The organism is Chryseobacterium sp. JV274, assembly GCF_903969135.1.
Taxonomy (GTDB): domain Bacteria; phylum Bacteroidota; class Bacteroidia; order Flavobacteriales; family Weeksellaceae; genus Chryseobacterium.
Genome location: NZ_LR824569.1, coordinates 2,284,190 through 2,305,667 on the forward strand (window position 1 = coordinate 2,284,190; position 21,478 = coordinate 2,305,667).

A 21,478-nucleotide genomic window follows, 5' to 3' on the forward strand; every position below is an offset into this window, starting at 1 on the left:
CACAAAGCATTTTCTTAAAAAAATATAAAAATTTCAATTATTATCAAAAAATATCGAAAATAAAATATTAATATTTATTAAAAATAAAAATTTTAACAAATACTAAAGAATAATCAGACTACATTATTCAAAAAAATACAATAAAAAATTAAATTGATGATTTTTACATAAAATAAACAAAACAACCATACAAAAAATCAAATCAAACAAATAATCATGAGATAAATTCAAAAAATAAACAATAACAATAAAGTATCATCAAATCATACATATTTTACTTTTCGTTAAAAAAATATAAAAAAACATCAAGAATCAAAAATAATAGTATAATTATCAAAAAAATAACCCTTTTTAACAAAAAACATCAATATCAGATATTTAAAAATCATCCATAAAAAAATGCCCTTATCATATCATTATACATTAGCAAAAATCATCCAGTCAAATAATAGATTAAATTATATTTGTTTTTTTAATTTTGCATCTGTCATTTAGATAAATATGGAGCTAATAAAAAACTGGTCGAACCTTTATATCGAGGCTGGATGTGATGAAGTGGGAAGAGGATGCTTAAGCGGCCCGGTAGTGGCAGCGGCGGTAATACTGGATGATGATTTCAAACAAAACCTGGTGAATGATTCAAAAAAATTAACGTTCAAAACCCGAATGGACCTTGATAGTTATATTAAAGACAATGTGAAAGATTACGCCATATCAGAACTTCCTCCTTCGTTTATTGATGAACATAATATTCTTAATGCAAGCATTCACGCCATGCATCGGGCATTGGATAAACTTACCGTAATTCCAGAGCTTATTCTGGTAGATGGAAACAAATTCCATCCTTATAATTACATTCCACATCAGTGTATTATTAAAGGCGACTCTAAGGTTTTATCTATTGCAGCAGCATCAATTCTTGCTAAAAACTATAGGGATAAATTAATGATCCAGCTCCATGAAGAACATCCTCAATATGGTTGGGATACTAATTTTGGCTATGCTACAAAAAAGCATCAGGAAGCTCTTATAAAGTATGGCCCGACATCTCATCACAGACAATCTTTCAGACTGAAATATGATTGAAATAACTCATTCTCAATTATTAAATTCTCATGCCAAGATCAAAAATTTGAAATCATTCTAAATAAAATTCAAATAAAAAAAGAGAAGCAATGTCTAATTGCTTCTCTTTTTTTATTATAATTAAAGAATTATTTCTTCTTATTTTTTTGCTGTTCCTGAGTTTTTTGCTGCTCCTGAGCTTTCTCCATCATTTCTCTCATTCTCTTCTGGAACTTACCTTCTGCTTTCGGTTTTTCCTTGTTAGACTGAATCTGAGCGTGAATTTTCTTTTCATCCAGAATCACGTATTTAATCACCAGGATAATTAAGATGTTAATCGCATTCGATACAAAATAATACCAGGAAAGACCTGAAGCTGATGTATTAAGGAAGAATAGGAATGTAATCGGGAAGATATACATTAAAACCTTCATATTTGGCATTCCTTCCTGCTGAGGCTGCTGCATATTCCCTGAAGTCATGACAGTATATATCAAGATAACAACTGTACAAGCTAATGCAAAAATACTTAAGTGATCTCCAAGGAAAGGAACTTTAAACGGAAGCTTGATCAAATCATCATAAGCCGTTAAATCTTTTGCAAACCAGAACCCTTGTCCTCTAAGATCAATAAAGTTCGGGAAGAAACGGAATAAAGCATAAAAGATCGGAATCTGTACCAATGCCGGCAAACATCCCGCCATCTGATTCACTCCTGCTTTTCTATAGATCTCCATCGTAGCCTGCTGCTTCTTCATTGGATCCGCATCCTTAAATTTAGCATTCGCTTCATCAATTTCCGGACGGATCACCTTCATCATCGCACTCAATTTATGCTGCTTATACATAATTGGCGACAGGATCAATTTCACAATAATTGTCATTACAAAAATCACCCAACCTGCTGATAATCCCCACGCAGCAATAATGCTATACAGCCACATGAAGAAGTAACGGTTCATTGCTCCAATGAATGACCAACCTAACGGAAGAATTTCATCAAAGTTTTTATCATAGGATTTAAGCAATGGTAAATCCAATGGCATAAAATACCATGTGAAATCCTGGTTCAGCTCACTTCCTGTCATCTGAACAAAACCTTCATAGTTGAGTTTCTTCAAATATTCTCCTTCTTCAACATTTTCCTGATTTCCTTTGCTCTGAGTAAATCCGTTTTTAGCTTCAATTACTGAAGTAAAAAACTGCTGCTTTACACCAATCCAGTTAAGAGTTTCCTTTTCCTCTTCCATTGTCGTTCTTCCATCATAATCATAGTCTTTATAATTATTGAATGCATACGAGAATTCTGAGTGAGACTGCTCTTGAGCTCTACCTTTCTCTAGGTTTCTTACATTATAGTCCCAGATAAAATCAGCTTTATTGTCTGAAGTAATTTTGGAAAGCCCCTGAGTTCTTACTTTAAAATCAAGAGTGTATTTTGGAAGTAGCGTGTAAATGAATTGAATTACAGCACCATTATAATCTGCAGTTAAGGTTACAGCATTTCCATTAACAGAAGGTGAGAAAACTAAATCTTTAGTATTAACAATCTTTCCTGTTTTGTCTTTAAACTGAAAACCATAGTTTGAATTATTTTTAGTAATCAGATAAAGTGGTTGATCTGCATTGTCTGTTTTGTGGTTGTATGCTTTATATTTTAAAAGCTCTACTTTGGAAACCTGTCCTCCTAAGCTTGAAAATTCAAGTTTCAGTTCATTATTCCCAAGACTTGCAGTCTGGATGGAGTTAGGAGTTACATTTGGATTGATATTGTTTGCCTGAGTTTGCTTTACGGCATTTTTTACCTGTTCCGTTTTCTGCTGCTGAGCTTTTAACTCCTCTTCTTTTGCTTGTTTGTTCTGGAAATAGAACATAAAACCGAAGAGAACCAGGCATAAAACCGCGAAACTAATCATTTGTTTCTTATCGATTCCGTTGTTTTGTTGCATTTTATTTTATATTAAAATTTTAAACTTAGGATGTACCTGTAACGTACATAATTTTGAGCTGACAAAAATACTGTTTTTTTATCAAAACTCTATGCTTTACGATGTTACTATATAATAAACTCAAGCTGAGAATAATCAGCTTGAGTTTATGTATAGACGTTTATGATAAAATATTACCTTATTTCTTTTCGCAAGCCTTGATGAAAGCTCTGAATAAAGGATGCGGTGTTGCTACCGTACTCTTATATTCCGGGTGATACTGAACTCCTACATAGAATGGGTGATCAGGAAGCTCAAGCGCTTCTACCAAGCCTGTTTCAGGGTTTGTACCTGTAGCAAGGAAACCATTTTTCTCAAATTCCTGAAGATAATCACTGTTGAATTCATAACGGTGACGGTGTCTTTCAGAAATATTTTTGCTTCCGTAGATATCAAATAGTTTAGAACCGTTTTTCAAAGAACATTTCCAAGCTCCAAGACGCATTGTTCCTCCTTTATCAATTACATTTTTCTGTTCCTCCATTAATGAGATCACAGGATCCGGAGTTGCTGTATCAAATTCTACTGAATTCGCTTTTGTATGTCCTAAAACATTTCTTGCAAATTCAACAGTCATGATCTGCATTCCTAAACAGATTCCCAACATTGGAATTTTATTTTCTCTTGCATATTTTGCTGTAAGAACTTTTCCTTCAATCCCTCTGTCTCCAAAGCCAGGAGCCACAAGGATACCATTCACTCCTTTCAAAGTATCTTTAATATTTTCCTCTGTGATATCTCCACTGTATACCCATCTTACTTTTACTTCAGTTTCAAGGTCAGCACCCGCGTGTTTGAAAGCTTCAGCAATAGAAATATAGGAATCCTGAAGGGAAATATATTTTCCAACCAATGCAATCTCAACTGTTTTCTTAGGATTCTGGAATTTCTTAAGGAAGTTCTTCCAGTCTTTAAGATCAGCTGTTTTATCACTTTTCAGATCCAGTTCTTTCAATACTACATCATCAAAGTTTTGTTTCTGAAGATACATAGGAACTTCATAGATCGTTTCCAAATCTTTACACTCAATAACGTTTTCTAAAGCAACGTTACAAAATTGAGCCAGCTTTGCTCTCTGATCTTTAGGAATTTTATGTTCTGTTCTGCAAACTAAAACATCTGCCATAATTCCGCTTTCCATCAATTGACGAACGGAGTGCTGGGATGGTTTGGTTTTTAATTCTCCACTTGAAGCCAGATAAGGCAGTAAAGTAAGGTGAATCACCATAGAATTACGCTCTCCCAATTCCCATTTCAACTGACGAACAGTTTCAATGTATGGCAAAGATTCAATATCCCCTACAGTTCCTCCGATTTCCGTAATGATGATATCGTAATTCTGTTTTGAAAGGATTTTTATTCTACGTTTGATTTCGTTAGTAATATGAGGAATTACCTGAACTGTTTTTCCAAGGAAATCTCCTTTTCTTTCTTTTTCAATTACAGTCTGATAAATTTTTCCTGTAGTAACGTTGTTGTTTTGGGATGTAGGAGCATCAAGGTAACGCTCGTAGTGGCCTAAATCCAGATCCGTCTCCGCACCATCTTCAGTTACATAACACTCTCCGTGCTCATAAGGATTCAAAGTTCCTGGGTCGATATTGATATAAGGATCTAATTTTTGGATCGTTACATTAAAGCCGCGTGATTTTAGTAGAAGTCCCAGAGAAGCAGAAACGATTCCCTTTCCCAAAGATGAAGTTACACCTCCTGTCACAAAGATGTACTTTGTATTCTTTTTACTCATTAGATTAGGTTTGTGCAAAGTTATGGGAAAAAGAGATACAAAGCAATTATTTACATTTTGAAAATTCAAAAACACCACTCAAACAATTATAAAACCTGATAAAAATTTTTATCTATATTTGATATAAGCAAATGAAACAAAGCTATAGCCACTATGATTTCCGTTTATAAACTAACAGTGAATTTATTTCAAGTTAAAATATTTTTAATCCTCTCTCCAACTTCGAAGATAACACAAATATTATATCAGCTTTTATAAACAAAAAAGGTTTTCCATGGAACGGAAAACCTTTCTATCTTTTATATTTTACAATGTTATTGCTTAACCAATTCAAAGTAAGCCGTTACTTCAACATCTTTCGCAATCCCAGCTCCTGTAGGGTCATACTTGATTCCGTAATCCAGACGGTTTACTGTAAATTTCGTCTGAATTCCCATGATTTCTTTTCCGTCTTTATTTTTTGTAATTCCACCGAATGTAGCTGGAGCACTGATTTCTTTTTCTACCCCTTTCATAGTCAGTTTCCCTTTTACGATATAATTGTTGTTTTTATCTTTTGTAACAGAAGAACTTTTAAATTCAATAGTAGGATATTTAGCAACATCAAAAAACTCTTCGCTTATGAGATGTCTGTCTCTCATGTCTACTCCCGTATTAATGGTAGGAACACTGATTGAAAAGTTTAAATCGGCATTATCAAGATTGGCACCACTAGTCGCCGCTTTTCCGTCAAATTTATCAAATCTTCCCTGCACAAAACTAATTCCCATGTGCTTGATATTAAAATTGACCGATGAATGCATCTGGTCCACCTGCCAGGTTCCCTGTGCAAACGCCACAACACTTAAAAACGCAAATACGAAAGATAAAAATACTTTTTTCATTGTAATTATATTTTACATTAATATTTTAATTGAATGAAGCTAAGATATGAAAGATATTTCTACTGCGAATGGATTAATTTTTAATATTAAATCCATTTAGATTCTGAAAGAAAAATGCTTTTTTATAACTTCGCAGTATGGCAAAACTGAAAACAGCATATTTCTGTCAAAACTGCGGAACACAATATCCACAATGGCTCGGACAATGTAAAAACTGTGGAGAATGGAACTCTCTGGTGGAAGAAGTGGTTGAAAAACCTTCTCATAAAACTCCCCCTTTCTCAAAAACCAAACAACATGTAATCAATATTGTTGAAGTGGTAACGAGTGAAGAGCCGAGAATAAAAACTCCTTCAGATGAACTGAACCGCGTTTTAGGAGGTGGAATTGTTTTAGGTTCCGTTACGTTGATTGGTGGTGAACCGGGAATTGGGAAGTCTACCCTTCTGCTTCAGCTTGCTTTAAAAATGAAGAAAAAAATCTTCTATGTTTCGGGGGAGGAAAGTGCTTCTCAGATTAAAATGAGAGCAGACAGGCTTACGGATATTCAAAATCCTAACTGCTTCCTTTTTACTGAGACATCATTGGAAAAAATTCTTCATGAGGCAAAAAAACTAGAACCGGATTTTATGATTATTGACTCTATTCAGACTCTGCAGTCTCAACTGATAGAAAGTTCTCCGGGAACAGTTTCCCAAATCCGGGAATGCTCCAATGAAATCATCAAATATGCCAAAGAAAATAATACGCCTGTTTTTCTTGTAGGACACATCACCAAAGATGGTCAGATTGCCGGACCAAAAGTCCTGGAACATATGGTGGATGTGGTTTTGAACTTTGATGGGGACCGAAATCACCTTTTCAGATTGCTGAGAGCTAATAAAAACCGTTTTGGATCTACTTCTGAGATTGGTATCTATGAAATGGTTTCTCAGGGATTGAAAGAAATTAAAAATCCTTCTGAAATTCTGATCACCAAGAAATTTGAAGAACTTTCCGGGAACTCCGTTGCGGTAACTCTGGAGGGAAACCGGCCTATGCTTCTGGAGATTCAGGCATTGGTAAGTACTGCCGTTTATGGTACTCCTCAAAGAAGTTCCACCGGGTTTGATTCCAAGAGGCTGAATATGCTTTTGGCTGTACTGGAAAAAAGAGCAGGTTTTCAATTGGGAGCTAAAGACGTTTTCCTGAATATTACCGGAGGAATAAAAACAGACGATCCGGCACTGGATCTGGCAGTGGTAGCTTCTGTTCTTTCATCCAATGAGGATATCGCCATCTCAGAACATTACTGCTTTGCCGGAGAAATCGGATTAAGTGGTGAAATACGTCCTGTAGCACAGGTGGAACAAAGAATTACTGAGGCTGAAAAGCTTGGTTATGAAAAAATATTTGTGTCCAATCTTAATAAAATTCCGAAAAGAAAATTTGGGATAAAGATCGAAGAAGTAAGTAAGATTGAGGATTTTCATGAGAGGCTTTTCTAATATGAATGGTCAATTTTGCTGCGCAAGTCAATGGTCAATGGGGATGTAAATAAAAAATTCACGAGCGAAGCGGATTCACAATTCACGATTCACTTTTAATTCATACCTTTAAGTTATGAATTATCTGGCGCATTCTTTTCTTTCTTTTACCGACGGACAGATCGTTGGTCAGTTTCTCGAAGATTTTATCCGCAACAGGGATCGTTTTTCTTTCCCGAAAGATATTCAGGACGGAATTACCATGCACAGGGCTATTGATACTTATACAGACTCCCATCCCGCGATTCATGAAGCTAAAAAAGTATTTGCTCCTTTGGTAAGATTGTATGCCGGTGCATTTGTAGATGTCTCAATGGATCACTTTGTGGCAAGAGACCTTTCCCTTAATTCTCTGACAGAATGGAAAGCCCATTCTCTTAAGGTTTACAGCGCTTTGAATGCCCATGAACAATGGCTGCCTGAAAATTTAAAAAAAATGCTGGTTAAAATGGAACAGGATGACTGGCTTTATAATTACCGTGAAGACTGGGGAATTAAATTCAGTATTCAGAATGTGCTCAATAAAGCAAAATATCTGGATAAAGATATTCCTGTTTTTGAAGCTTTTTTAAAGAATAAGGATCATCTTCAGCAATGTTATGATGATTTTTTTCCTGACCTGCTGGAACACACAAAAGGAATTAATTCATTATTACAACTGGAGAATTAAAAGCGTCCCACAAACCCTATTCCTAAAGGTCCCGCATTAATATCCCATGCAATTTTATTTTTATTTTGCTGTTTAAGGTTATATTTTTTATCCTCTTCGTATTTTTCCTTTCTTTTCATAAATTTATCGATCCCTTCAACAATGGCAATACTCATAATAGCACTTAAAGTAACATCAGAAAACCAATGAGCCCCTTCAAGCAATCTTGAAACCGGAACAACAGACCCTACAGCTAAAATTCCACCTTTTACCCATGGATTTTCAAATTGTTTGGATAATGCATAGCTCGTTGTGATGGAAAGCACAGTATGTCCGGATGGAAAGCTCCTGAAATTGGCATCTCTTCCGTATGGTTTGAAGAAGTGTTTTCCAAGTCCGGCTCCCGGTCTGGCTCTTCCCGTTGCCGATTTTGAAATTTGCTGAATAGCTCCTGTTGCACTTGCTGCTGTAATCATCAGAACTCCTGTTCTTCTCAGCTTTTCATTATTAATCAAAAGACCCGTTACATACACGGCACCCGTAATACCATAATTGATCTGTGGACTCCCAAAATACCACCCGAATTTTTTTAAAACATTAGGCACATTTTCCCTATTTCTGATAAAGGCACGGCTGATGTCTTCATCTGCAAGGTATATCATTCCTACAGTAGCAACAGTAGCTCCTAATCTAATATAATCTTTCTTCTCCCAGGATAAAGGACGCGTAAAAGCATTCCCAAAACCTCCCGCCATTGTCACAAGATCATATTTAAAATGTCCCCAAATATCATTTTTCCTGTTCCTATTCTTTGTGAAAGAATACTGTGGATCAGTTTCATCCAAATGTAAAAGTGATATCGAATCTTTGTCTGCAATAAGACTGTCAGAAGCATTATTAACAATGAGACTGTCCTGTTGGGCAAACAATGTGAAAGAAATTAATATGGCAAATACAGTAAGCGCTTTTCTTCTCTTCATAACCTAATAAAAACAAGACGCAAAACTATCTAATTAATATTATTTTATGTTAAATGAAAAGTTTTTAAAATAAATAACGATGATTAATGATTTCGATTATAATTTTAAATGCAAAAACAAATCGAATTAAAATTGCTTAAATAAATAACGGTTGGGATACGTCATCTTCTCACTTTTCCTTTCTCCTTTTACAATGATGTGAACGATATTGATCTGATCATCGAAAAGGTTGTACAGAAAACTTACCGCAGTTTCCACTTTTTTAGGTGTGGCTACAGGTTCAGATTCGAGAAATATATCTACAGATTCCTGATCTTCTTCATAACCAATATAGTTTACTTTCAAAAATTTGTTATCTGCTTTTAATTTGAAATATTCCGAACAGTATTTTTGCAGGGCCTCATTCAATTTTACTTTGTATTTTTCATCATTAAAATGAAAAGATCCCCCATATTTTTTTCCCAATCCGTTTTCCATATCATCTAGGAAGAATCGCCCGGTCACTTCAAATGTTCTGGATTTTGAATTATAATTAATTTCCACAGAGCCTACATGATAGGGATGAAAAACTTCATCACCCGTAAAACTCTGAAATACCAAGGTTACGAATAAAAAAAATCCAAAAAAAAGCTTACCCGACATGAATTCTATTTTTACAGCAAATATAAAAAAAGCAGCAGTTATAAAAACTGCTGCTTCTGATAATAATTGATTGATGAAGATTTATTGTTTAATTACTTTTTTCGTAATTTTTGTGTTATCATCCAGTACAATGGTGAACAGATAAGTTCCTCTTACCAGTTCTGAAACATCAATTTTACCGGCATTGGTATTTACATTTACGGTTTTAACCAGTTTTCCTGATGCATCATAAATGGTTACCACTCCTTTAGAATGTCTGCCTAATGCTACATTCACAAAATCTTTTGCAGGATTCGGAGTGATATTTACTTCTGAGTTCACCTTAATATCTGCTGTTCCTAATGTAGTCCCTGTTTTCACAAAGTATCCGCCAAAACCTGTCGTCTGGAAGCTCACTTCCCAGTATTGGTAGGTATCATTCCAGATAATATTTGTAATATCAGGTGTAATAATTGTAGCAGTTCCTCCAAAAGAAGCTACTGTACCCGTAGTACTTGTTCCTGTATATTTTTCAATAAGAAGGTTGGCTTTATTGGCAACATCTGTAGGGGAAGTAGGTAATTTCACTCCGTTGGTCAGATTATAAGCGTCAAAATCACTCTGTTTAAAGTATAAAGTTACTTTTCCGGTTGCAGTGACTGCATTCGTATCCGGATTTATTTCATATCTTCTTGCAACATAGTTTGGCTGTGCATTATCTACCCATACCTTTGATGTTGTATTTCCTGTTACAGTACTCGCAGTTTCTTTTTCAACTCTGGAGATAAGCTGGCAGGCATTGGTAAAATAGTTATACCCATTGGCTACTGTGCTTGCTTTAGTTTGATTGGATGTTGCTAAGTTCTTCACTTCAGCAACATTCTCATAGACTACAGCTCTCATTTTGAGATCGAATGTTCTGGAAGTCCATGTTGTACCATCTGTAGACGTCTTGGATCTGTTGTTGACTACTGCATTCTCAGCTTTCACGGCAATTCTTCCCCCTAAACCGTTTACGACAACATAAAATTCTTTTCCGGTTACCGTTTGTACATTCAGATCCGAAAGATTCACGTAATTCCAGGTAAATCTCTGCACATTATTAAGCCATGAAGTAATGGTTTTAGTGGCTATAATATCTCCGGGATTCCCATTCGCATCCACTTTTCTGATTTGAATATCTACCGGAATGTCAGAAGGAAGCGAAGTTCCTGTTAATAATGAAAATCCTCCCAATTTTCCTGTCAGGGTTGGTGTATATCTGACAGCAAGGGCTATATTATCAAAATAATAATTAGATTCTGTATTGGCAATAATATAAGGTTCATCATACCCTACCGTCTCAAAATTAGATTTTACACATCCCAGCTCATCAGTCACTGCCTTGTAAATGTCCAGTTTACCATATCCCCATCTCATGTTGGGTACAGTTCCCGTTGCTCCGTCCATTCTTGCATTAGAGGTAAGGCGTGTTTTTACCTGGGCTGCAGTTAATGCCGGATTGGCCTGCAGCAATAATCCTACAGCTCCTGCTACACCGGGTGAAGACATACTTGTTCCCTGGTTTTTTACATAATAATTGGTTCCTGCAATAATATCTGTAGTACCAGGAGCAGAATCACCTGATCTTGATGAAATCACATTCTGGCCAGAAGCAGCAATATCAGGTTTTTGAAAACCATCTGTTCTTGGTCCCTGTCCGCTAAATGAAGATATAGACTCCTGCGGAGTAAGTGTGAAATAGCCGCTTGTTCCACTATACCAGCTGGCTCTTCCCATGTATGAAGCTACTGTAATCGCATTGGAAGAATTCCCTGGACTTCCTACAATATATTCATTATCCCCGTTTTGCAATGTGGTTTGCACTCCCTGGCTGTACAGCCAGCCATGGGTTGTTATTTGCTGCGCTCCATTATTGGTAATTTCCAATGTATAATTTCCCTGAACATTGGTCGTTCCGGAGGTTCTGGTTACGACTAACTGTACGTATCTTTTGTTGTTATCATTTCCCCAATAGTTATACATAGTTGCTGTAAGGCCTCCTCCCAATATGGTGTGAGCGGTAGTCGTACTTATATTCTGTGTATATTGTTGTCCATCGGGAGTAGTCAGTTTTGCTGTAACAGCGGTATTATCATTGGCATACATAATGAATGAAAACACTGAAGTTGCGGAAGTATTGCTTGCTACTGTAAAGTTATACGTCTGTGCCGCACCAGCTGCAATATCCACTTTTCTGTGAAGGTTAGCTCCGTAATCATTTCCGGCAGAAATAACCACCACTCTACCAGGTCCTGATGCTGTAAAATTATTAACAGCCACTTCATGACTGGATGTTCCGTCATGAGCCGTTCCCTGGCCGCCAATACTCATATTGACAACGATAGGTTTATTAAGTGCCGTTGCTACGTTTTTGAAATAGGTTAAGGCATTAATGGTATTTGTTGTAGGAAAAGAACCATTTCCCCCTTTTACAAATACAATATCTGCATCAGATGAAAATCCTTTATGCCTTTTATCTGTAAAAGCTGCACCATTTCCAGCAGCTGTACCTGAAACATGGGTTCCATGTCCGTTGGTATCATTTTCACGAACAAATCCTACCGGCGTTCCATCCAGCTCATCTTCAATCTGTGCTCTTGTATATTCTACACCTGTTGAAAATCCTGTAGGAGTAGTTTCTCCAGATTGTGCCGTTAATGTCTGATCCCAGATCGAAACAATTCTGCTTTTGGTCTGGTCATTAGCTTTTCTGAAGTCCGGATGTTTCCAGTCTATTCCACTGTCATAAATTCCTACCAAAACACCGGTGCCATTATAAACCGTATTATTGAAAACTCCATCCTGCAAAAGGCTTGCTCCGGACTGGGCTCTGCTCACATCATTATGAAGCTCATCAAATGCCGGCCCCATTACAGATGTTACATACGGAAGCTGCACAAGTCTTTCAATATCTTCAATGGTAACTAAAGCGGTAGAAAAGGCTGGCAGCTGGCTCTGAATAATGAAACCGTCTGCTTTCAGTTTTTCCGGCTCTTTAGTATAAATAATACATGAATACATTGTTTGTGCTCCTTTTGAAGTCACCACCAGATGTTGATCAAGTTTCATATCCGGGCGTTCAAGTTCTTTAACCGCTCTCCCATTGGCAATACTTTCTTTATTTTTCAATAAAATGTCAAATCGGGAGTCCAGTTTCTGTACCTGCCCGTAAAAAGCATAGGAATACAATCCTAAAAAGGCTGCTGTTGCATTTCTCAGAAGCTTCGATCCTCCGTGTGAAATGCTTACTTTTGTAAAAAATAATTTTTTAATATCCATATTTCATTTTTAAGCAATACAATTATACAATTTTTATTTAAATCAAAAATAAGATCAACAATTAACAAACAAAAAGCGTAAAAACTAAATCAAATAACAAAATTAATAACATTTTAACAAAATATTTAAAATATAAATTTTTTAACCAAAATGCAGGATTTTCTTTTTTATTTAAACCTTGGATGGGAACATATCATTTCTTTGGATGCCTTAGATCATCAGCTATTTGTTCTGGCTTTAATTGCTGTTTATTCTTACAGTGACTGGAAAAAAATACTGATCCTTGTCACCGCATTTACAATCGGACATTCCATTACGTTAGCTTTAAGTATTCTGGATGTCTTCAGAGTTCCGTCTGACTGGGTTGAGTTTTTAATTCCTCTAACGATTGTCCTGACATCATTGGATAATATCATTATGAAAAATCAGAAACAGACCTTGATGAGGGCCAATTACTACCTTGCTCTGATCTTTGGCCTGGTCCATGGAATGGGATTTGCCAATACTGCAAGAGTAATGATAGCGAAAAGTCAAAGTATTGCTTTACCTCTGCTGGGATTCAATATTGGTTTGGAACTTGGGCAGATTGTAATTGTTGCTGCCATCTTACTCCTCCTGTTTATTTCACTCAATCTTTTCAAAGTGAATAAAAAAGACTGGATACTCTTCGTTTCTTCCGGGGTATTTGCTTTATCCTTAAAAATGACTTTGGAAAGAATTCCTTTTTAAAAGTTAAATATTTTCATTATTTCAAGAGCTTATTACTATCTTTGATCATCAATAAATCATTTCGGTTATGAAACTAAAAGTTATTATACTTTCATTTTCTGTATTTGCATATACAGGTTTCACCGCACAAAATATTCAGAATAACCCGGGCAGCAACCATGGCAACAAGTTTGAACAACTGGGAACAATTCTTCCAACACCCAACATTTACAGAACGGCTTCAGGAGCTCCGGGACACGGATACTGGCAAAACAGAGCCGACTATAACATTACTGCCTATCTGGATGAGGATAAAAGAAATCTGAAAGGTTCAGAAACGGTGACTTACTACAACAATTCTCCTGATGATCTGGATTATATTTGGCTGCAGCTAGATGAAAACGAACATTCAAGCATCAGAAATGCCGGGTATGATACTTCATCCGTTCTTCGTCCTTCAACGACCGACCAGCAGCTTAAGGCAACTGAACTTCCAGTAAAAGATAATGGTTACGGCGTGAGTCTTGAAAAAGTAACAGATGCTTCAGGTAGTGCTTTGAAGTATACGGTCAACAAAACCATGATGCGTATCGATCTTCCTAAAGTTTTGAAAAAGGGTGAAAAATTCGTTTTCAAAGTAGACTGGAACTACAATATCTCCAACAGAATGAAAATGGGAGGCCGTGGCGGTTACGAAAACTTCCCTGAAGACGGAAACGATCTGTATACGATGACCCAATGGTATCCCAGAATGTGTGTATACAGTGACTTCCAGGGCTGGCAAAACCATCAGTTTACCGGAAGAGGTGAATTTGCACTGGTTTTCGGAGATTTTAAAGTTTCAATGAATGTTCCTTCCGATCATATTGTAGGCGGAACCGGAGAATGTAAAAATTACGATCAGGTATTAACGCCTGATCAGCTGTCAAGATATAGAAAAGCTGAAAATGCCTCTGAACCTATCGAAATCGTAACATTGGATGAAGCTAAGAAAGCAGAAAAAAATCATTCAAAACAAAGAAAAACATGGATTTTTGAAGCGAAGGATGTTCGTGATTTTGCATGGACTTCTTCGAGAAAATTTGTCTGGGACGGAATGCGTGTAACAATTCCTGAAAACAATAATAAAGTAATGGCAATGAGTTTCTATCCAAAAGAATCTTACGGTCTTTACAGAAAGTTTTCCACAAAAGCGGTTGCTCATACCATTAAAACCTATTCAGAATTTACCATTCCTTATCCATATCCTGTAGCGCAGTCTGTAGAAGCTGCCAACGGGATGGAATATCCGATGATCTGTTTCAATTTCGGAAGAACTGAGAAAGACGGAACGTATTCGGAAGGGACCAAAAACGGAATGCTTGGAGTAATTATTCATGAAGTGGGGCACAACTTCTTCCCAATGATCATCAATTCTGATGAAAGACAGTGGGCATGGATGGATGAAGGTCTGAACACGTTTACAGAATATCTTACTGAAGAAAAATGGGATAATAAATTTCCTTCCAAAAGAGGACCGGCCTGGACGATCGTAGATTATATGAAACTACCGAAAGATCAGCTGGAGCCTATCATGAGCAACTCTGAAAATATTGTTCAATATGGCCCGAACGCGTATTCAAAACCTGCAACAGGATTGAATATTCTTCGTGAAACGATCATGGGAAGAGAGCTTTTCGACAAAGCTTTTAAAACATATGCTAAAAGATGGGCTTTTAAACATCCTGAACCTGCAGATTTATTCCGTACAATGGAAGATGCCAGTGGTGAAGATCTTGACTGGTTCTGGAGAGGCTGGTTCTACGGTACAGATCCTGTAGATATTGCTATTGATAAAGTAACGGTAGTCGTTCCCAATCTAGAGACCGATCCTAAAGCTGCTGCTGAAGTGAAATATCAGGTTGAAAAACCATTGGTGAACAGTTTTGAAGATCTTTCAAAAATCAGAAACAGAGAAGATAAGAATATTAAATTCTATGTAGATACTGACAAAGCTGCACAGGATTTCTATTATAAATATGACAGAGGCCAGGAAAAGGTAGACAATAACAAGGAATATGTCATCAAAACAGAGGCTGGTCTTCCTTTAGATGCAAAGGATAAAGAGAAGTTCAAAAATATTACAGGATATCAGATCGATTTTGTAAACAAAGGCGGACTGGTAATGCCTATCATTCTTGAGTTCACTTTTGAAGATGGTTCCAAAGTGTATGATAAATCTGCAGCACAGATCTGGAGACTGAATGAGCAAAAGGTTTCCAAGACGTATTATTTTGAAAAGAAAGTAAAATCTATTCAGCTTGACCCAATGAGAGAAACTGCTGATATTGATACCACGAATAATCTCTGGAGCAGCACCGGATCCGGTACTGAAACTTCAAAATTCCAACTCTTTAAACAAAAACAGGAAGGAGGACCTGTGAGAGGTGGCTCAACCGGAAAGGTGAATCCAATGCAGGCCGCAGGAAAGAGTTAAAAACCAAAAAGTTGTAACTTTTAACAAATACAGCACTACTTATTATTAAAAAGATCATGAGAGCTATTCTTTTCCTTTTAATACTAAGTAGTGCTAATTTTTTTTCCCAGAACCTGCTTACTCCACAAAATGCAGACATTAATCCGAAATTAATACAGGATGAAACGTATGAAGCGCTATGGTTTACAGAAAATGCCGGAACAAAAATCGAAATAGGCAGCATTACAACAGAAAACAAAAAACTGAACAAAACAGATCTCCTGATCAGAACAACTGTAAAACTGAAACAGGCTCCTGATGCAAAATGGACAGATTCTACCCTTGTGAAAATATCGGACTTCGCACCCATTTATCATTCCTCTTACAACTTGAACAGAGATATGGTTATCAAGTCCGGAAAAGATAAAGCCACCGGATATTATCTTGATAAAAAAACGCAGAAAAAAGATGTTATTGATATCTCTGCAGCTCATTATTTTGACAGCAGCAGCTATGCAATGCTCATAAGATATCTTCCTTTAAAAGAAAATTACACCGCTGAGATTTCTATTTTCGATTACAACCCAAAATCTGAGAAAAAAGGAATGATGAAAGCCTACATTCTGGATACTCAAAAAACAGAATATAAAGGAAAACCGGTTTGGGTAGTTAAAACAAATGATGATATCAGTAACAAAAGTACGACTACCACCTATTATATTGATGCTGCAACAAGAAAAATTGTAAAGCAGGATATGGATATGGCAGGAAGAAAAATGTCTTTGGAAACAACTCAATAAATTACTGAATATCAAACACCAACACCTATTTCTAGTCTACAAAAAATATAACAATCTGACTTAAAATTCTTTATATTTGAATCACCATAAACACCAAATGTCAAAAACCTGATTGACAATAAATGTTCAGGACTTAAAAAAACAAAATATTACTTATGAAAAATGCCAAATTACTAAGCAGAGATGCTCAGAAAACAATTAATGGCGGAATTGCTGCCAGACTTGTATGTTGCGAACGCGACGATAACGGAAAATGTACTTTATGGATCGGACCGGGACAAAACTGTCCTTAGTTCTAACATCTGATAACAATTTTGAATAAAGCCGGAAGTTTCCGGCTTTCTCTTTTATATTCTCAACCTTTGTATTGTTTATTATACTATTGAATAAAAAACCGTTAACAACTGGTAATCAAAATTTTATTTAAAAAAATAGCAATAATATATATCACATAATAAGGAAAAATAGTATATTTGAACCACTTCTTTTACACCAAATGTCAAAATCCTGATTGACTTTAAATGCTCAGGACGTACCAATCAAAATATTACTAACTATGAAAAACGCTAAATTATTAAGCAGAGATGCTCAGAAATCAATCAATGGCGGAGCAGCAGGACGCATTTGCTGTGAGTACAATTACAAAGGACAGTGTATCCTTTGGATCGGACCGGGACAATATTGCCCATAGTTCTGTCATCTGATAACAATTTTGAATAAAGCCGGAAATTTCCGGTTTTATTTTTTTAGCTTAAATGTGCTTTTAAATTCTTTTTATACGTTCTCCCCAATGGAAGCTCTTCCCCATTTTTCAGGAAAACATGACCGGAATTATAAGAATTGATATGATCCGATAATACGATATAAGACTTATGAATTCTGATAAATCCGAAATGCTGAAACTTTTCTTCAAAATTTGACATTCTCTCCAAAATCATATATTTTTTCAAAGGGGTCATCAGTACAATATATTCCCCGAATCCCTGTATCCAGAGAATATCTTTGAGAAAAACCTTGTTCATCACATAATTGGATTTGAACATAATAAAGTCTTCCTGCTGTTTACTGCCAGCCGAACTTTTAAACTGAACAAAATCCCTTGCTTTATTGACCGCTTTTTTAAAAGTATCAAAATCTACAGGCTTGATAAGATAATGAACAACATCCAGCTCAAATGCTTTCACTGCATATTTTGTTTCCAACGTAAGGAAAATGCACAGCGGCGGGTCAGGAAGCTGCTCCAAAAGCTCTACGCCATTGATGCCAGGCATATTGATATCGAAAACAACCAGATCCACTTTGTTTGCTTTCAGGAAAGCCAGTGCTTCTTCCGGTTTCTGAAATGAAGCCAGCAATTCAACATCATCAAGCTGACCGCAATATTGTTTTACAAGTTGCAGCGCAGGATATTCATCATCTACATTAACGATAGTCAGGTTAGCCATTGATAGTAATTGTTAAAGCAATTTTATATTGATCATTTTCTTTCGGCCCGGAATAAAATTCATACTGATCAGGATAAAATTTTTCCAATATATGAATAATTGCTTCATTACCCAATCCGTGATAATTAGATTCAGCTGCGTGAATTCTATCTTTCCCTACAGAATTTATAATTTCAAAATACAGTTCAGAGCGCTCAATATTACAGAATAATTTTATAAAACCATATGCATTCTCTCCTATTGCTGAGTGTTTTAAAGCATTTTCAAATAAAGTAAGAAGTATAGCAGACGGAATTTCAGCAATGTCAAATTCTTCCTGCTCTTCAATATCCATGACAATATCAAGCTGGTTATTATACTTAAGCTGATATAAAGCTGCAAGTGCTTTCAAGGAAGCAAATTCTTGAGAAACGGTTACTTTTTCTTTTCCGCTGTCATAGATAATATACTTCAAAAGTTTACTCAACTGCAAAATAGAATCTGAGGTCTTCTCCGAATGGGTAAAACTGTTCGCGTAAATATTATTAAGAGTATTCAATAAAAAATGAGGATTCAGTTTAGACTTCAGCAAATCAAGATAAAGTTGATCTTTCTCTTCTCCAAGGCTGATCACATCCTGCTCTATTAAAAATTTGTCTTTGGTAATCCCCAAAAAAGCTCCCACCAGAATGATGATCCCCTGCGAGATGTACACATTATAAAGAAAACCTACATGAAAACCTTTTCCACTGAAATCCATCTGAAAAACGGCAGGTTCCCACAAAATTCTGAAAAGACTGGACACCAAAAAGCAGATTAAAGCATAAAGGATAAACTCCGGGTACTTATTGGATAAATAAAATCGGGGAACAAGATAATAGTACACCAGATAATAAATCCCAACATTGAAAATTGTATTCAAAATAATGCTTATCACCAATTGAATTGAATCCAGGAAGTAGTTTTCGGTGAAATAAGTCATCAAAATGAAGATAATAAGGAAAAAAACATGCTGAAACCTCAACAAAAATTTCCAACGGTACGTCATAAGGCTTTCCAGAATCTTACCACTAAATAAAATCCTGATAATCAATAATATAATAATAAAATTAATGATTAAAAACATAGTCCATACCTTATTTTGAAACGCATCAAATATAATATCTTTTTGTCTCAAAATGCAGTTCGTTGAGAAAAACTGTCATTGATTGAAAAAATCCAGCCCCGCTCTTTCGAATAAATATATTTGAGAAACCGCAATATTAATCAAATATTACATGAAACTTAATATACAATTAACGCTTATTTTATCATTTTGTTTGATAAATGGCCTCTTACACAGTCAGAGCAAAGACAATTACAATATGTGGTTTCAGTACCTGATGTCAGCGAAGATTACAGACAAAAGTACTTTAACTGCACTTACTCAGTACCGTTCCTTCGATTTGGCTTACGATACAAGACTTTTTCTGGTGAATGCTTATGTAGATTATGAAGTGGTTGAGAATATAAAACCTGCTGTAGGAGCTATGTTTTTGATCCTTGAATCTTATAATGCTGATGATTCCAAAAAAATAAGATATGAAAAAAGACCTTTTCAACAGGTAACCGCTGATTATTATATTGGCAGAACATCAATCTCCAACCGTCTTAGAGTAGAGGAACGTTTTATCAGCAACCCTGATGAGTTTGAGGTAAGAATCCGTTATCTGATCTCTGTCAGAATTCCTTTCAATAAAAAAGGAGAAAAAGAAAAGCTCTACGGTATTCTTAAAAATGAAATAAGAATGAATGTTGATAAGCTAGAACCTTTCGACAGCAATCGTATTACTGCAGGTCTTGGAATAAAACTAGGAAAAAATTCTGCTTTGGAGCTTGCCTTTATCAATCAGCTGGAAACCGGAAAAACAAGTAATTACGGGTTTATAGGTTTCAGAAACAATTTTGACTGGAGAAAAAAGAAACAATAACCTCATTAATATTTACAACATACTATGCTTACATTTCTTGGTTTTTTAATGATTTTCATCTTCATGATTCTCATCATGAACAAAAAGATGACTCCGCTTACCGCTTTGGTACTTGTACCTGTACTTATCGCTGTAGTTGCAGGTTTCGGGCCTGATCTAGGGAAAATGATGAAAGAAGGAGTAAAAGAAATAGCACTTACGGGGGTTATGCTGATTTTTGCCATCCTGTATTTCAGTCTGATGATTGATACAGGACTTTTTGAACCTCTTGTGAATGCCATATTAAAAGCTGTAGGAGATAATCCTGTAAAAACAACCATCGGAACTGCCCTTCTCACCACTTTAGTTTCTTTAGACGGCGATGGTTCTTCCACTTACATTATTGTAGTGGCTGCATTACTCCCGCTTTATAAAAAACAGGGAATGAACCCTTTGGTTCTGACCTGTATTATCATGTTAGCTGGCGGCATTATGAATATTTTACCATGGGGAGGGCCTACGGCAAGAGTAATGAGTTCTCTTAAATTGGGGCATACAGAAATATTTGTTCCTATGATTCCGGTAATGCTGGTCGGACTGGTCTGGGTATTCTTTGTTGCTTATATTTTAGGAGTACGGGAGAAAAAAAGAATAAGCAAGCACGGAAAATATACAAAATACAGCGGACAGGATATTGCTGGCGAGAATGATCCTGCATTAAGACGTCCCAAGCTTATTATTATCAATCTTATCCTGACCATCATCCTTCTTTGCGTGATGATTCTTGATATTATTCCTTTGGGAATTGCTTTTATGATCGCCTTCTGTATCGCTTCTTTGATTAATTACCCGAAGCTGAAAGACCAGCAGAAAATCATTTCAAAACATGCAGGAAATGCATTATCTGTAGCGGGAATGATCTTCGGAGCAGGAATTTTCACAGGAATCTTAAATGGTACCGGAATTATGAATGCTATGGGAAACAGTATTATCAGTATCATTCCTAAAACATGGGGCGGCTATCTGAACGTAATCACGGCTATATTCAGTGTACCGCTTACCTTTTTCCTGACCAATGATGCTTATTATTTTGGAATATTACCTGTAATTACAGCTACCGGCAGCCAGTTGAATATTCCTCCTGATATTTTGGGACGCGCCAGTCTTGTGGGCCAGGCCTCTCATTTATTAAGCCCTTTGGTTCCTTCCACTTATCTACTCGTTTCACTGGCAGGTGTTGAATTCTCCGATCACCTGAAATTCACTTTAAAATGGGCCATAGGATCATCAATTGTAATGTTGCTGAGTGCATTGGTTCTTGGTATTATATAAGGTTATATCTTTGAATTTTGTAATCTTAT

18 protein-coding genes are annotated in these 21,478 nt (G+C 36.1%); 10 read left to right on the forward strand and 8 right to left on the reverse strand.

Features of this window, described 5'->3' with window-relative positions:
* Positions 1-501 precede the first annotated feature (501 nt).
* Entirely contained in the window at positions 502-1,086 is a 585-nt protein-coding gene (locus CHRYMOREF3P_RS10560; protein ID WP_180564576.1) for a ribonuclease HII, read from the forward strand.
* 128 nt (positions 1,087-1,214) lie between these two features.
* Here the strand turns inward: CHRYMOREF3P_RS10560 and yidC are convergent, their stop codons facing one another.
* The 3 genes from yidC to CHRYMOREF3P_RS10575 form a co-directional block, all read right to left on the reverse strand.
* Positions 1,215-3,014, reverse strand: coding sequence for a membrane protein insertase YidC (gene yidC / locus CHRYMOREF3P_RS10565; RefSeq protein ID WP_077418967.1), 1,800 nt, complete (start codon positions 3,012-3,014; stop codon positions 1,215-1,217).
* A 178-nt stretch (positions 3,015-3,192) separates the two neighbouring features.
* Entirely contained in the window at positions 3,193-4,800 is a 1,608-nt protein-coding gene (locus CHRYMOREF3P_RS10570) for a CTP synthase (protein ID WP_047386234.1), read from the reverse strand.
* A 314-nt stretch (positions 4,801-5,114) separates the two neighbouring features.
* Positions 5,115-5,684, reverse strand: a complete 570-nt coding sequence (locus tag CHRYMOREF3P_RS10575; RefSeq protein ID WP_077418966.1) for a YceI family protein — start codon at positions 5,682-5,684, stop codon at positions 5,115-5,117.
* 137 nt (positions 5,685-5,821) lie between these two features.
* Here CHRYMOREF3P_RS10575 and radA point away from each other — a divergent pair, with 137 nt between their 5' ends.
* A complete protein-coding gene (radA, locus tag CHRYMOREF3P_RS10580; RefSeq protein ID WP_077418965.1) occupies positions 5,822-7,171 on the forward strand; it encodes a DNA repair protein RadA in 1,350 nt (449 codons plus the stop codon).
* A 115-nt stretch (positions 7,172-7,286) separates the two neighbouring features.
* Positions 7,287-7,880: an ACP phosphodiesterase gene (locus CHRYMOREF3P_RS10585; protein ID WP_180564577.1), complete on the forward strand. Its 594-nt coding sequence runs from the start codon at positions 7,287-7,289 to the stop codon at positions 7,878-7,880.
* Here CHRYMOREF3P_RS10585 and CHRYMOREF3P_RS10590 read toward each other — a convergent pair.
* The 3 genes from CHRYMOREF3P_RS10590 to CHRYMOREF3P_RS10600 form a co-directional block, all read right to left on the reverse strand.
* Positions 7,877-8,839 (reverse strand): phosphatase PAP2 family protein, encoded by a 963-nt coding sequence (locus CHRYMOREF3P_RS10590; protein ID WP_077418963.1) that lies wholly within the window; start codon positions 8,837-8,839, stop codon positions 7,877-7,879. The two genes, CHRYMOREF3P_RS10585 and CHRYMOREF3P_RS10590, sit on opposite strands and share 4 nt — an antisense overlap.
* Positions 8,840-8,965: 126 nt before the next feature.
* Positions 8,966-9,481 carry a DUF6702 family protein gene (locus CHRYMOREF3P_RS10595; protein ID WP_180564578.1) on the reverse strand — a complete coding sequence of 172 codons (516 nt, stop codon included), beginning with the start codon at positions 9,479-9,481 and terminating at the stop codon, positions 8,966-8,968.
* 81 nt (positions 9,482-9,562) lie between these two features.
* Entirely contained in the window at positions 9,563-12,781 is a 3,219-nt protein-coding gene (locus CHRYMOREF3P_RS10600) for a S8/S53 family peptidase (protein WP_180564579.1), read from the reverse strand.
* A gap of 150 nt (positions 12,782-12,931) precedes the next feature.
* On the opposite strand from CHRYMOREF3P_RS10600, the gene CHRYMOREF3P_RS10605 reads away from it, so the two are divergent.
* The 5 genes from CHRYMOREF3P_RS10605 to CHRYMOREF3P_RS24265 all read left to right on the forward strand — a co-directional run bounded on the left by CHRYMOREF3P_RS10605 (position 12,932) and on the right by CHRYMOREF3P_RS24265 (position 17,435).
* Positions 12,932-13,510 (forward strand): HupE/UreJ family protein, encoded by a 579-nt coding sequence (locus CHRYMOREF3P_RS10605; RefSeq protein ID WP_180564580.1) that lies wholly within the window; start codon positions 12,932-12,934, stop codon positions 13,508-13,510.
* A 67-nt stretch (positions 13,511-13,577) separates the two neighbouring features.
* Positions 13,578-15,965, forward strand: coding sequence for a M1 family metallopeptidase (locus CHRYMOREF3P_RS10610; RefSeq protein ID WP_180564581.1), 2,388 nt, complete (start codon positions 13,578-13,580; stop codon positions 15,963-15,965).
* 56 nt (positions 15,966-16,021) lie between these two features.
* Positions 16,022-16,744: a hypothetical protein gene (locus CHRYMOREF3P_RS10615; protein WP_180564582.1), complete on the forward strand. Its 723-nt coding sequence runs from the start codon at positions 16,022-16,024 to the stop codon at positions 16,742-16,744.
* Positions 16,745-16,899: 155 nt separating this feature from the next.
* Positions 16,900-17,037: a hypothetical protein gene (locus CHRYMOREF3P_RS10620; protein ID WP_165790518.1), complete on the forward strand. Its 138-nt coding sequence runs from the start codon at positions 16,900-16,902 to the stop codon at positions 17,035-17,037.
* Between the two features lie 263 nt (positions 17,038-17,300).
* Positions 17,301-17,435, forward strand: a complete 135-nt coding sequence (locus CHRYMOREF3P_RS24265) for a hypothetical protein (protein ID WP_255812661.1) — start codon at positions 17,301-17,303, stop codon at positions 17,433-17,435.
* Between the two features lie 55 nt (positions 17,436-17,490).
* Here the strand turns inward: CHRYMOREF3P_RS24265 and CHRYMOREF3P_RS10625 are convergent, their stop codons facing one another.
* Both CHRYMOREF3P_RS10625 and CHRYMOREF3P_RS10630 read right to left on the reverse strand, forming a co-directional pair.
* The gene (locus CHRYMOREF3P_RS10625) at positions 17,491-18,189 is read right to left on the reverse strand and encodes a LytR/AlgR family response regulator transcription factor (RefSeq protein ID WP_180564583.1); all 699 of its coding nucleotides are present in this window, start codon (positions 18,187-18,189) and stop codon (positions 17,491-17,493) included.
* Positions 18,182-19,150, reverse strand: coding sequence for a sensor histidine kinase (locus CHRYMOREF3P_RS10630; RefSeq protein ID WP_232539003.1), 969 nt, complete (start codon positions 19,148-19,150; stop codon positions 18,182-18,184). The genes CHRYMOREF3P_RS10625 and CHRYMOREF3P_RS10630 overlap by 8 nt, the downstream gene beginning before the upstream one ends.
* Positions 19,151-19,532: 382 nt before the next feature.
* Between CHRYMOREF3P_RS10630 and CHRYMOREF3P_RS10635 the strand changes: the two genes are divergently transcribed.
* Both CHRYMOREF3P_RS10635 and CHRYMOREF3P_RS10640 read left to right on the forward strand, forming a co-directional pair.
* Positions 19,533-20,138, forward strand: a complete 606-nt coding sequence (locus CHRYMOREF3P_RS10635) for a DUF2490 domain-containing protein (RefSeq protein WP_232539004.1) — start codon at positions 19,533-19,535, stop codon at positions 20,136-20,138.
* A gap of 24 nt (positions 20,139-20,162) precedes the next feature.
* Entirely contained in the window at positions 20,163-21,449 is a 1,287-nt protein-coding gene (locus CHRYMOREF3P_RS10640; RefSeq protein ID WP_180564585.1) for a CitMHS family transporter, read from the forward strand.
* The last annotated feature ends 29 nt before the right edge of the window (positions 21,450-21,478 follow it).